The sequence below is a fragment of the Caulobacter sp. FWC26 genome (assembly GCF_002742645.2).
GTDB lineage: Bacteria > Pseudomonadota > Alphaproteobacteria > Caulobacterales > Caulobacteraceae > Caulobacter.
This window is the reverse complement of sequence record NZ_CP033875.1, coordinates 3,106,947-3,119,556: the sequence shown is the minus strand read 5'-3', so window position 1 is coordinate 3,119,556 and position 12,610 is coordinate 3,106,947. Positions and strand designations below refer to the sequence as shown.

Annotated in this window: 9 protein-coding genes, 1 tRNA gene and 2 pseudogenes; 10 read left to right on the top strand and 2 right to left on the bottom strand. The window is 64.1% G+C overall.

Annotation, left to right across the window (positions count from 1 at the left end):
- Window positions 1–30: 30 nt before the first annotated feature.
- The 6 genes from CSW63_RS16435 (at window position 31) to CSW63_RS16410 (ending at window position 6,227) form a co-directional block, all read left to right on the top strand.
- Window positions 31–1,410 (top strand): class II 3-deoxy-7-phosphoheptulonate synthase, encoded by a 1,380-nt coding sequence (locus CSW63_RS16435; protein WP_062099139.1) that lies wholly within the window; start codon window positions 31–33, stop codon window positions 1,408–1,410.
- 75 nt (window positions 1,411–1,485) lie between these two features.
- Window positions 1,486–2,394, top strand: coding sequence for an aspartyl protease family protein (locus tag CSW63_RS16430; RefSeq protein WP_062099141.1), 909 nt, complete (start codon window positions 1,486–1,488; stop codon window positions 2,392–2,394).
- 91 nt (window positions 2,395–2,485) lie between these two features.
- Entirely contained in the window at window positions 2,486–4,276 is a 1,791-nt protein-coding gene (locus CSW63_RS16425; protein ID WP_062099143.1) for a long-chain-acyl-CoA synthetase, read from the top strand.
- Window positions 4,277–4,365: 89 nt separating this feature from the next.
- The gene (locus CSW63_RS16420; RefSeq protein WP_062099145.1) at window positions 4,366–5,235 is read left to right on the top strand and encodes an alpha/beta hydrolase; all 870 of its coding nucleotides are present in this window, start codon (window positions 4,366–4,368) and stop codon (window positions 5,233–5,235) included.
- A 152-nt stretch (window positions 5,236–5,387) separates the two neighbouring features.
- The gene (panD, locus tag CSW63_RS16415; RefSeq protein WP_010920154.1) at window positions 5,388–5,744 is read left to right on the top strand and encodes an aspartate 1-decarboxylase; all 357 of its coding nucleotides are present in this window, start codon (window positions 5,388–5,390) and stop codon (window positions 5,742–5,744) included.
- Window positions 5,745–5,747: 3 nt separating this feature from the next.
- Complete coding sequence (locus CSW63_RS16410; protein ID WP_082749708.1) at window positions 5,748–6,227, top strand: hypothetical protein; 480 nt, start codon at window positions 5,748–5,750, stop codon at window positions 6,225–6,227.
- A gap of 64 nt (window positions 6,228–6,291) precedes the next feature.
- Here CSW63_RS16410 and CSW63_RS16405 read toward each other — a convergent pair whose 3' ends face one another.
- Window positions 6,292–7,038, bottom strand: coding sequence for an SIMPL domain-containing protein (locus CSW63_RS16405; RefSeq protein WP_062099147.1), 747 nt, complete (start codon window positions 7,036–7,038; stop codon window positions 6,292–6,294).
- 148 nt (window positions 7,039–7,186) lie between these two features.
- Here CSW63_RS16405 and CSW63_RS16400 point away from each other — a divergent pair.
- From CSW63_RS16400 to CSW63_RS23850, 4 genes and pseudogenes are all read left to right on the top strand, one after another.
- Window positions 7,187–7,262, top strand: a tRNA-Ile gene (locus tag CSW63_RS16400).
- 233 nt (window positions 7,263–7,495) lie between these two features.
- Window positions 7,496–8,758 carry a hypothetical protein gene (locus CSW63_RS16395; protein ID WP_127846990.1) on the top strand — a complete coding sequence of 421 codons (1,263 nt, stop codon included), beginning with the start codon at window positions 7,496–7,498 and terminating at the stop codon, window positions 8,756–8,758.
- Between the two features lie 608 nt (window positions 8,759–9,366).
- Window positions 9,367–9,585, top strand: a pseudogene (locus CSW63_RS16385) (hypothetical protein); the annotation flags it as partial.
- Window positions 9,571–9,678: pseudogene (locus CSW63_RS23850) on the top strand (hypothetical protein); the annotation flags it as partial. The pseudogenes CSW63_RS16385 and CSW63_RS23850, both read left to right, overlap by 15 nt.
- A 73-nt stretch (window positions 9,679–9,751) precedes the next feature.
- On the opposite strand, the gene CSW63_RS16380 reads toward CSW63_RS23850, so the two are convergent.
- Entirely contained in the window at window positions 9,752–12,487 is a 2,736-nt protein-coding gene (locus CSW63_RS16380; protein ID WP_099503251.1) for a TonB-dependent receptor, read from the bottom strand.
- Window positions 12,488–12,610 lie beyond the last annotated feature (123 nt).

Sequence of the window (12,610 nt, the reverse complement as noted above, 5' to 3'; positions counted from 1 at the left end):
CCGCGCCCTTTGTAGTTATCGAGCCTCGACATGACCGCCCGCTGGACCCCCGCCGCCTGGAGAGCCAAGCCCGCCAAGCACATCCCCGCCGACTATCCGGACGCCGGCGCCGTGGAGCGGGTCGAGCAGACGCTTCGCCAGATGCCGCCGCTGGTGTTCGCCGGCGAAGCGCGCCGACTGAAGAGCCAGCTCGGCGAGGTGGCCGAGGGCCGGGCGTTCCTGCTGCAGGGCGGGGACTGCGCCGAGAGCTTCAAGGAATTCCACGCGGACAATATCCGCGACACCTTCCGCCTGATCTTGCAGATGGCGGTGGTGCTGACCTTCGCGGGCGGCAAGCCGGTGGTGAAGGTCGGCCGCATCGCTGGCCAGTTCGCCAAGCCGCGTTCGGAGCCGACCGAGGTTCAGGGCGACGTCACCCTGCCGTCCTACCGCGGCGACATCATCAACGGCATGGACTTCAACGAGGCCGAGCGGGTCCCCGATCCGGATCGCCTTCTAAAGGCCTACGGCCAGTCGGCTGCGACGCTGAACCTGCTGCGCGCTTTCGCCAGCGGGGGTTACGCCGACCTTTACAACATTCACCGCTGGACCCTGGGCTTCGTCGGTGACAGCCCGCAGGGCGCGCGCTACCGCGAGCTCTCGGAGAAGATCAGCGAAGCCCTGACCTTTATGTCGGCGGTCGGCGTGACGCCCGACACTCAGCCGGACCTGCGCCGCGTCGAGTTCTTCACCAGCCACGAGGCCCTGCTGCTGGGCTTTGAGGAAGCCATGACCCGCGTCGATAGCACCTCGGGTGATTGGTACGACACCAGCGCCCACCTGCTGTGGATCGGCGAGCGCACCCGCCAGTTGGACGGCGCTCACGTCGAGTTCATGCGCGGCGTAAAGAACCCGATCGGTCTGAAGTGCGGCCCGACCATGGAAGGCGATGACCTCCTGCGTCTGATCGACGTCCTGAACCCGCACAACGAGCCAGGCCGCCTGACGCTGTACGGCCGCTTCGGCTCTGACAAGATCGCCGACCGCCTGCCGCGTCTGATGAAGGCGACCAAGTCGGCCGGCCGCGCGGTGGTTTGGGCCACCGACCCAATGCACGGCAACACGCTGAAGGCCTCGACCGGCTACAAGACGCGTCCGTTCGACCGGATCCTGTCCGAGGTGAAGAGCTTCGTGGAGATCGCCCAGGCCGAAGGCGTGCATCCGGGCGGCGTACACCTGGAAATGACCGGCCAGAACGTCACGGAATGCCTCGGCGGCGCGCGCGCTGTTTCGGAAACCGACCTCGGCGATCGCTATCACACCCACTGCGACCCGCGCTTGAACGGTGAGCAGGCGTTGGAACTGGCCTTCCTCGTGGCTGAAAAGCTGAAGGCCGCTCGCGACGACCAGCGCCGTCTGGCGGCGGGCTAGCTACTCGTCCGCGCGCGACGCTCTCTAGCGCCCCTTCCTAGGCCCGTATAGCGTCCTTGGAAGGGGAGGACGCCGATGTCGGAATTCGGCTTTTCACGCCGCGCGTTGCTTCGACTGGTCTCGAGCGGCGCGTTGGCGTCTGGCGCCGCAGCCAGCAACCAAGGCGACACGCCTGCATCAAACCCCTTGAGGTATCTGGACACTGCGCGGCGTCTGACGGTTCAGGCGTATGTGAACACTCATGGCCCATTCGACTTTCTGGTCGATACAGGCGCCAACAGTTCGGTTATCGCCGCCGAGCTGGCCGCCCAACTGGGTTTGCCGCGCGGGGCCGAGAGCCGTCTTCATAGTATCGCCGGAACGCAAACGGTCGCCACCGCGCGTGTGGCCCGTTTGGCTGTCGGAAAGCGTGTTCGAAATGACTTAGTTGTTTCGGTGTTGCCCCGTGAACAACTTCGCATGGACGGGGTCCTTGGCTTGGAATGGCTCGCGCGCGCCAGCTTGCTCCTCGACTTCAAGCAAAGGCGGATGACGGTCGGGGAAGCCTTACCCGTGCCCGATGCCCGGACCGTCATTGTGAAATCCAAGCTGCTACGAAGCGGCTTGACTCTGATCGATGCTTTTATGCCACTTCAGCGTCTTGTCGCCTTTGTTGATAGCGGTTCCACTACCACCGTCGGCAACTTGGCGATGCTTGAGGCCGCCAGGCAGAACAACGCTCTAATCGGCGAACTGAACGGCACGGAGCTCCGTAGCGTCACGGGTCAGGTCCTTGCTGGAAGAGCGGCGACCCTATCCCGTTTGACGTTAGGCGGGATGACGCTACGTAATATTCCGCTGGTGTTCGGGCCAATCCACACCTTCGATTATTGGGGCTTTCGTGAGCAACCCGCGATCGTGATCGGTGTTGATATCCTGCAGCGCTTCGACCGGGTCTCTATGGACTTCAAGCGCAACGAGGTTCGATTCCGCGTTCCTGGTTAAGTCATAGAACGTCGATAGGTTTGCATTGCAGCACGCGGCGTCTTGACCCGCCGCGCGGGGCTCTCCAATGGTTGCTTCAAGGGAGAGACGAATGCGTTTGGGCCAGAAAATTAAACGGGAAATCCGGTTTCTGAAGGGGCTGTCCCGGACGCTGAAGCGTGTGAAGACGATCGCTCCCGATAGCGCCAATCTGGTCTGTGATGATCTGGAAGCCGCCGTCGACAAATGGGGCGCGCGTCCAGCCATCACCTTCGAAGGCAAGACGATCAGCTACGGCGAGCTGGACGCCATGGCGAACCGCTACGCGCACTGGGCCAAGGGGCTGGGCCTTACGCGCGGCCAGACGGTCGCGCTGTTCATGCCTAATCGCTTGGAATACCTGGCGATCTGGTATGGCCTGAGCAAGGTGGGGGTCGCCACGGCCCTGATCAACAACCAGCTGACCGGCGCGGCGCTGGCCCACTGCCTGAACATCTCGCAGGCCATGCACTGCATCGTCGATCCAGAAACCTCGCCGTGCTTCGAGGACGTGAAGGCGCAGCTTGAGCGGCACATGCAGCAGTGGGTGCTGGGGCCCGTGCACGGTGACCAGCGCGACCTCCTGAAGGCCCTGAAGAGCTGCAGCCACCTGCGCCCCGATCGCGAGACCGCTCGCGAGGGCCTCACCGCCTCCGATACGGCGCTCTATATCTACACTAGCGGCACCACCGGTCTGCCCAAGGCCGCGCGCATCACGCACATGCGCGCTCAGCTTTATATGCGCGGTTTCGCCGGCTCGACCGGGGCCAAGGACACCGATCGCATCTACATCACCCTGCCGCTCTACCACGCTACGGGCGGGCTCTGCGCCCTGGGCGCGGCTCTGCTGAACGGCGGTTCGGTGGTGCTGCGCAAGAAGTTCTCGGCCACCCACTTCTGGCCCGAGGTCGTGGCCGAGCAGTGCACCATGTTCGTCTACATCGGCGAGCTTTGCCGTTACCTCGCCAACCAGCCCGAGCACGAGCTGGAGCGCGCTCACAAGATCCGCATGATCTTCGGCAACGGTCTGCGCGCGGACGTCTGGGACGATATGCTGGACCGCTTCAAGGTCGGCGACGTGCTGGAGTTCTATGGAGCCACTGAAGGGAACGTCTCGTTCTTCAACTTCGACGGAAAGCGCGGCGCGATCGGCCGGATCCCGGGCTACCTGCGCAAGAAGTTCAATTTCAGGATCGTCAAGTTCGACGTCGAGCACGAGATGCCCGTTCGCGGCCCCAATGGCTGTTGTATCGAGGCGGGACCAGAAGAGGTCGGCGAGTGCATCGGCCATATCGGCAGCGACGCGCGCTCGAACTTCACCGGCTATGCCGACAAGGCCGCGACCGAGAAGAAGGTGCTGCACGACGTCTTCGATAAGGGCGACGCGTGGTTCCGCACCGGCGACCTGATGAAGGTCGATCACGACGGCTACATCTACTTCATCGACCGCATCGGCGACACCTTCCGCTGGAAGGGCGAGAACGTCGCGACCTCCGAGGTGTCCGAGCGCCTCGCCGGCTTCGAGGGCGTGCAAGAAGTGAATGTCTACGGCGTCAAGGTGGGTGATCTCGACGGCAAGGCGGGCATGGCCTCGCTGGTGATGGAGGGCGATCTCGATCTGGAGGCGTTCGCCAAATACGTCGACGAGAGCCTGCCCAGCTACGCCCGCCCGCTGTTCCTGCGGCTCCAGAAGGCGATCGAGACCACGGGCACCTTCAAGTACCGCAAGATCGACCTGGTCAACGACGGTTTCGACCCTTCCAAGACCAAGGATCCGCTGTACTTCCGCGATCCGGGCAAGGGCTATGTGAAGATCACCAAGGCGTTGTGCGCCAAGATCGAGAGCGGCGGCTTCAAGCTTTAGCGGCCGAGGCAAGCGATGGGGGCGTTCGGCCGCATCCGAACCCGCGCCGGGCGCGTAGCGTTATCGCGAGCGGTGATGGAGATCGCGATATGGCGGAGAGCAGCATGAGCCGGCGTGCGGGCCTTGTCGCCTTGGCGGCCTCGGTGACGGCGGCGTGCTCGCCGCTCTCGGTGTTCGCCAGGTTCACCCCCAAGGACGCCGCGCGCCGCGAGGCCCGGGGCGCACGCTACATGGACGGTCCGCGCGGCGGCGTCGACATCTACGCCCCGCCGATCGCCCACGGTCCCGCGCCCGTCGCGGTGTTCTTCTATGGCGGGTCGTGGGACAGCGGCCGAAAGGGCGACTATGGCTGGGCCGCCCGCGCCATCGCCGCTCAGGGCTTTCTCACCCTGGCGCCGGACTACCGGCTGTTCCCCGAGGTGCGGTTCCCGGACTTTCTCGATGACTGCGCCAAGGCGGTGCGCTGGGCCGCCGACAACGCCGCCGCTCTCGGCGGCGATCCGGCGCGGATCGTGCTGATCGGCCATTCGGCGGGCGCCTATAATGCGGCCATGCTGGCGCTGGACCCGCGCTATCTCGACGCCGTCGGCGTGCAGCGCAAAGCTGTTCGTGCCTTCGCCGGCCTGTCGGGACCCTATGATTTCCTGCCGCTCAAGGGACCTGTGACCGAGCGAACCTTCGGGCAAGCGCCAGATCTTGCGGCGACGCAGCCGGTCAACTTCGCCCGCGCCGATGCGCCGGCCGCATTCCTAGCGACCGGGGACAAGGACACCACCGTCTATCCGCGCAACACCCGAAAGCTGGCCGCCGCCTTGCGGGGGAAGGGCGCAAACGTCGAGGAGAGGCACTATGCCGGCATCGACCACGCGGGCGCGGTGCTGGCGCTATCGCGACCGTTCCGAGGCAAGGCGCCGCTCCTTTCAGACATGACGAGCTTCCTCAAGGCCGCCGCGACCTGACCGGCCTCGCCAAGGCCTTGGGCCGGGGTCTTGCTTCCGCCGTGCGATTGAACCAGCGCAGGTTCGTGTCTATATGGCGGGACCTGTTCCAGGGCCTTGTGTGTGGCGGCCCAGAAGATTTCAGTTCATTCAAAGGGATAAACTTCCCCGCCATGCTGCTCACCATGCTGAAGGCCAAGCTGCACCGCGCCACGGTGACCCAGGCCGACCTCGATTACGAAGGCTCGATCGCCATCGACCGCGACCTGCTGGACGCCTCGGGCATCCTGCCCAATGAGCAGGTCGATGTGCTCAACATCACCAACGGCGCGCGCTTCACCACCTACGCGATCGAGGCGCCGCGCGGGTCCAAGGTGATCGGCGTCAATGGCGCGGCCGCCCGTCTGGTGCAGAAGAACGACCTGGTGATCGTGGTCACCTACTGCCAGATGCCCGCCGAGGAGGCGCGCAACTACGCACCGACCGTCGTCCTGCTGGACGAGGGCAACCTGATCAAGAAGGCGGCCTGATCGATGACGCGCCCCTGGATGAAAAGCGGGGCGCTGGTCGTTCTCGCCGTGGCGAGCCTGACCGCCTGTTCGCCCAAGCTGCCCGACGGGATCGATGACACGGTTCTGGCCGAGTCCATCGGTCGTCAGATCGGTTCGGGCTCGACCTGCGTGGTGATCGCCGACGCCGCCAGCGGCAAACTGGTCTGGCGGGGCGGCGGCTATGTCACCTGCTCGCGCAACCTGCCGACCTGTGATGGCGTCGTGACCACGGCGGAAAAGCTGCTGCAGGCCAACCTCGGCAAGCCCGCGCGCTTCTTCAGCTGCGACAGCGGCTCGGCCCCGGGCAATATGGTGGGCTGGGCGATCGGCCCGGTGCCGACCAGTGCGGGCAAGCCGGCGCGCAACCTGACCTATGTGGCGGTGATGGAAGGCGAGCGCGCCTTGCCGGGGCTGGAGATCAAGGACCGCGTCGAGCAGGCCTTCGAGAAGGCCGGGTTCTAGCCCACACAAGCAGGCCGCCGCCGGGACATCCCGACGGCGGCCTTTTTCTGTCCCGTCGCCGGGCTTACTGGCTGACTTCGTAGACCGCGCTGACGTCGACGCGGACCTTCAGCTCGCCGGCCGAAATGCTGGTGGCGTCGGCCATCTCGCGCTTGGCCATGGCGAACACCGGCATCGGGGGCGGGGCGGGCGTATAGCCGCCGCCTTCGCTCAGATTGACCAGCCGCACGGCCTTGTAGCCGGTGGCGCGGCCATACAACTCGGCCTTAGCCTGCAAGGCCTTCACGGCGGCGAGCCGTGCGGCGTCCTCGGCGGCCTGGGGATTGGCGAGGCCAAAGCTGATCCCGTTGACCGTATTGGCGCCGGCGCTGACCGTGGCGTCCACCGCCGCGCCCAGCTTGGCGAGGTCGCGCACCGTGATCGTCACCTGGTTCGACGCCTGGTAGCCGGTCAGCTTGGGCGGCTGGTTCTGCTCATAGGCGTACTGGGCGTTCAGGCTCAGGTTCGAGGTCTGGATGTCACGCGCGGCGATCCCGGCCTTCTTCAGGGCGGCCATCACCTGGTTCATCCGCGCGCCGTTGGCCTTCAGCGCCTCGGCCGCCGTGGCCGCGTCGGTCTGGACGCCCAGCGTGATCGTGGCCATGTCCGGCGCCACCTGAGTCTCGCCATAGGCCGACAGGGTGAAGGTCGTGGCCTTGAAGGCCGCGTCGTTACTTTGGGCCAGCGCCGGCGCGGCGGCGCCCAGCAGCAACGCGCCACCCAGCAGGGCGGGCAGGGCGATGGCGGGCAGGCGGCGAGCAGTGTGAGTCATCTATCTTTCTCCAAGGCAGTCCGGCGCAGATAGCGTCGCCGCACGGCTAGGGTTCCTTCGTGACAGCCTCAACCTGAACCGGAGCTTTAAGCCGCGTTCGGCTCATGCTAATCCGCCGGCTCGCGTGCGCTTCGGCGCGACTCCGCGCGGGCCTGTAGCTCAATGGTTAGAGCCGACCGCTCATAACGGTCTGGTTGGGGGTTCGAGTCCCTCCAGGCCTACCAAAACCTTTCTATGTGTGGTGTGGGAGGGCGCTACGGCTCCAGGTTTCACACCGAACGTGCGCACCGAGCGCAGCGCCAATAGAGTGCACTGTCACCGAAATTCCAATTCTACCGCAGCCTGGAGGTCAGATTAAAGGGCGCGACGTGGTACAGCCTATCAAGTCCATTGATCACTCTCTTGCAAGATGAAGCGATGAGGCTGCACCATGCTGACGCGTGCAGGGAGCCGAATCTTGACCTCTGAAGTTTGCGTGATGAATCGCCACGGGCTTGTGCTGGCTGCTGACAGCGCCATCACGGCGTCAGGATGGATCGATGGAAAGCGGGAAGAGCGCTATTTCAAAGGCGCGAACAAGATCTTTCAATTGTCGAATAATAACCCTGTAGCGCTGATGTTTTTCGATACAGCGGATGTACTTCGCGTCCCCTGGGAGCTAGCGGTAAAGGAATTCCGATCTGCTTTGGGAAGCAAAAGCTTCAACACGGTTGAGGAATACGCGACAGAGTTTTTCGGTTACATCGAACGCGATAAGCGGCTTTTTCCTGACGTAATCCAGCGCGATGTCTTTCTGGCTGCGGCGAAAAGTGCCGCACTCGGAATACTGTTCGAAGTACAGCACGCGGCAGGCTCTGCGAAGCAGCAGATCTTGGACGGACTTGACGCTGCGATTCTTGCCGAAAGAACTCGTCTGGCGTCGTTGCCTTTTGTTGCGCTGCTTACGCAGGAGGTCATTGATCGAGCGACCGCGATCTATTCGGCCGATCTAAGGTCAGAAATTGAAGGTGCGCTCAAGATCCTCGACTGGGAAGGTATCGCGGAAATAGATGCATTTGTTCAGGTTGCGCTGGACCTAATGTTCAAGGAGCCAGCGCGGCACTTCAGCACCACGGGTTTGGTGATTGCTGGTTATGGCGATCACGAAATTTTCCCTTCGATGGTGCAGTACCAAGTTCAAGGCCTATTTGCAGATCACCTGCTCCGGGAGCGCGAAAGTGCCGCAGCGGTCACCCACGACAACGGCGCGCAGATAAATGCCTTCGCTCAAACTTCGATGAGCGATACCTTCCAGCTTGGCTTCAGCCTAGATAGCTACTCAACCATGAGCGAACTGCTCAGCTTGGAGTTGGCCAATTTGGCCAACACCATAGTGGCGAGCGCTGGGCTGCCGCCCCAAAACAATGTTGCCCTAGTCGAGGCCACGAAAAAGACAATTCTTGATGGTTGGTTCGAGCAAGCGAGAACGACCCACGCGTACCCAATGCGCAGAGTGCTGAGCGCACTACCACTGGACGAGATGGCAGACTTAGCCGAAACTTTAATTAACCTACAGTCGTTGAAGGAAAAGGTGACGAAGCCGTCTGAGTCTGTCGGCGGTCCGACGGATGTGGCCGTCTTAACGAAGAATGAAGGCTTAGTTTGGATAAGGCGTAAGCATTGGTTTGATCCGAGCCTCAATCCGCGCTTTATGCATCGACAAGCTGCCCTTCACCGATAAATCGGAGAACGTTGTGACCAAGGCGAGCATTCGCGAGTTTATCGCCCGGGCGGTACAAGAGCGACAAACCGAAACTCCAGCTCCCCGGCCGATATCTCAGCCTGCGCCCGAGGCGGTGCAACGATATCGCAATCTGGTCGGTGAGGTTGCGAGTGCTGGAGAGCGCGAAATGGAGCGAGCTTGCCGGCGTGCGTAACCCAAGGCTCCGCTTAAATGGCGGGGCATGGACTCTAGCTTCGCAGCTTCCACATTAGAAGGGTCCGCCCTTACCGGCGGGCCTTTTCGCGCGCCCTCCACACCAGATTGACGCCCTCCTGAATTACGGTGGAATTGCGGTGACAGTGCGTCTAATTCTCGGCTTCTAGCTGCGCTGCTACAGTAACCCGGCGCTCACACCTAGCCATCAGCGCCCGCTCGCCCCAGTCCAAACACCCCCGACCCGACGTCAGAACCGGACGCCCCCTCCCTCACACCCCGTCGACTCTCCCCCGCTGACCGGGCACATTTCTTAACGGCGGGGTTGTTCCGGAGCGCTGTCGCGGCCGCGACGCGCGGAGCGGGACACCCTTGAGCCGTCACCCCAAGATCCCGGGCTAGAGGAGGCCTCGATGGACATCGATCCCGATCGCCTGCGCGCGATCGTGGGCGCTCTGGGCGGTGTCGCCGTCTATGGCTGCGTGCAGATCGGCGCGCTGGGCGTGGTCGAGCGTGGCCTTCTGGTGCGGCTGGCCTGCGCGGCGGCGTCGGCGATGATCCTGGCCGGGTTTCTGGTGCGGGTGGGCCTGCCGGTCATTCCCTGGGCGCCGCTACACGAGGCCTATCTGTTCGGCTTCGTCGTCGGCGCGTTCAGCTGGGAGCTGCTGCCGATCGTCTTCCGCGCCGTGCGCCGGCGGGCTCGCGAGCGCCTGGAGCGTCCCTGAACGTCGGGCAAAAAGAGCCCCTGTCGGGCAGGGCCGACAGGGGCGCTAAGGCCTTTGGGGAAGGCTTGCAGGATTAGAACTTGTAGCTGGCGCCCAGCAGGAAGGTGCGGCCGTAGCGCTGGTAGTCGATCACCTGGCGGGTGTCGCCGTTCTGATAGGTGGTGAACGGCTCGTCGGTCAGGTTGTTGACCTGGGCCAGCAGCGACAGGCCTTCCATCGGGCCGTCGTTGAAGGTGTAGCCGACCTGGGCGTCGACGACGCTCTCGCCCTTGACCATGCGATAGTTGCGGCCGTTGCCGAAGCCGGAGACTTCGCCGAGGAACTTCGAACGGTAGCGGTTGCTGATCCGCGCCGAGAAGCCGTCCTTTTCGTAGTAGACGGTCAGGTTGGCGACGTTCTTCGACAGGCCCGGGATCGGGGTCGAGGGATCGCTGGGGTTCGGGCGGATCTTGCTGTCGGTGTGCGAGGCCGAGAAGACCGCGCCGAAGCCGTCCAGGGCCGGCGTGAGCAGGGCGCCCGGCATCGAGAGCGTGAACTCGACGCCCTTGATCGAGCCGCCCTTGCCGTTCTGCGGCGTCGAGACGATGCCTTGGCGCAGCGCCGGTTCCGGACCGCTGGTGACCGGGAAGCCCTTGAAGTCGAAGACGAGGTTCTGGTCGTAAACGTAGGTCTTCAGATCCTTGTAGAAGCCGGCCAGCGAGACATAGGCCTGACGACCGAAGTACTTTTCGTACGACACGTCGAAGGCGTTGGCGCGCCAGGGCTCCAGCTCCGGATTGCCGCCGCTGCCGCCCCAGGGCGAGAAGTTCACATTGGTCGAACCGGCCTTGGCCGGATCATAGCTGTAGGTCTTGGACGCGCGCATCTGGTCCATCCGCGGACGGGCCATGGTGCGGGCGGCGCTGACGCGGATCACCTGTTCGTTGCCCAGGTGGAACTGCAGGTTCGCGCTGGGCAGGACGTCGGTGTAGGTCTTGCCGCCGCTCAGCTGGGCGCTCTTCACGCCCGTCCCCGAGCCCGTGGCGCCGAGGGCGACCGAGCTCTGGTCGGTGTGGACGACCTGGACGCCGACATTCCCGGTCATGTTGACGCCGCCGAGATCGGTGTCGATGTCGGCCTTCAGATAGCCCAGCGTGACCTTTTCCTCGACGTTCCAGCTCTTGACCAGCACGTCGGCGTTGGGGTTGCGGACCAGGTCATAGACGCCCGAGCCGATCAGGGCGAACGGGTCGTAGCTGACCATGCCCTTGATGCCCATGAACGCCAGCGAGGTCGTGCCCACCAGGGCGTTGCTCGGAATGGCGACGCTGGCCGGATTGCCCTTCACGCGCAGGAACCACTCGTCGTTGATCAGCTGCTTGCTGCGCTCGCTGTAGTTCACGCCGAAGTCGAGGGCCTTGATCGGGCCGTTCAGCATGCGCTTGGCCGACAGGCGGATGGCCTTCAGCTCATCCTCGATGGTCGGCTTGTTCAGATAGCCGTCCTGACCGCCGGGCAGGGTGGCCGCGTCCGTGCCCCAGCCCTGCGGGCTGGTCAGCTTGATCAGGCTGGCGTCCGCATAGTTCAAGGTCGAGTTGAACTGGGCGACGCCGTCGCTGTCCATGGTGAAGCCCAGGGTGTCGGTGGCGCCGACGCCGCTGCGGCCCGTGCCCGAATAGCTTTCCAGGATCTGGTCGGTGCGCTTGACCTTCGACCACGACAGGTCGGCGGTCACGGTGGTGTTGTCGTCGATGAAGAACTTGTTGTTCCAGCCGAAGGCCTTGACGGTGTTGTCGCGCGTGTTGCCGTCGTTGCGGACCACGCCCTTTACGCCCGAGAACGTGCCCTTGGTCACCAGCTTGTCCGTCGAGGAATAGCCGGGCTGCAGCGTGGCCGACGACCAGTACAGCGGCAGCTCGATGCCGCGCAGGATCTGGCGGTTGTCGAACTTCGAATAGAAGACGTCGATGGCGCCCGAATAGTGCTCGTTCGGCTTGAACTCAAGGACACCGATGACGCCGTCGCGCTTTAGCTTCGAGGACATCACGTACGGCTTGGCGCCGCCGACCACGAGGTTGCCGGCCGAGTCGGCGGTCGGATAGCCCCAGGCGTTCCAGCGCTCGGCCTGATAGGGCGACTCCATATGGGCGTAGCCCAGGGCCAGACCGACCTTACCGTCGGCGAACTGGTCGATATAGGAGATGCTGAAGCGGTTGCCCTTCGACGACGTGCCGGCGTTCAGGGCGCCGATGTCGTTCCACTCATAGCGGGCGCCGACGGCCAGGGCGCGCTTGCCATAGGCCAGCGGGCGGACGGTCTGCATGTCGGCGGTGCCGGCCAGGCCCTGGCCGATCAGGGCGGCGTCGGGAGTCTTGTAGACGACGACGGCGCTCAGCAGTTCAGACGGATACTGGTCGAACTCGACGCCGCGGTTGTCGCCGGTCGAGACCTGCTCGCGGCCGTTCAGGAGGGCGGTGGTGAAGTCTGGCGCCAGGCCCCGGATCGAGATGACTTGCCCGCGGCCGTCGAGGCGCTGGGCGGTCAGGCCGGGCAGGCGGGCGATCGACTCGGCGATCGACACGTCCGGCAGCTTGCCGATGTCTTCGGCCGAGACGGCCTCGACGATCGCGGTCGAGCTTTTCTTCAGCGAGATGGCGCCTTCAATGCCGCGACGGATACCGGTGACGACGACTTCCTCGACCTTGGTGTCGTCAGAAGCGGCGCTTGCGGTCTGGGCTTGGGCCGAGCCGGCCACGGCGAAAGCCAGGGCAAGGCCCGTGGCCCCGCCGGCCATGAGCCAGGCGCGACGGCGCGAAAATTGGGTGTTCATGCGAGTTCCCTCCCTGTCCGGCTCTGCGCTGTTGTGTCGTGCGGCGGGCCGTTGTCGCAAAATACTGCAAATTAACGGTCCGTAATCAACCCAAAAAATGCAAACGCAGATCGCCTGGAGCCC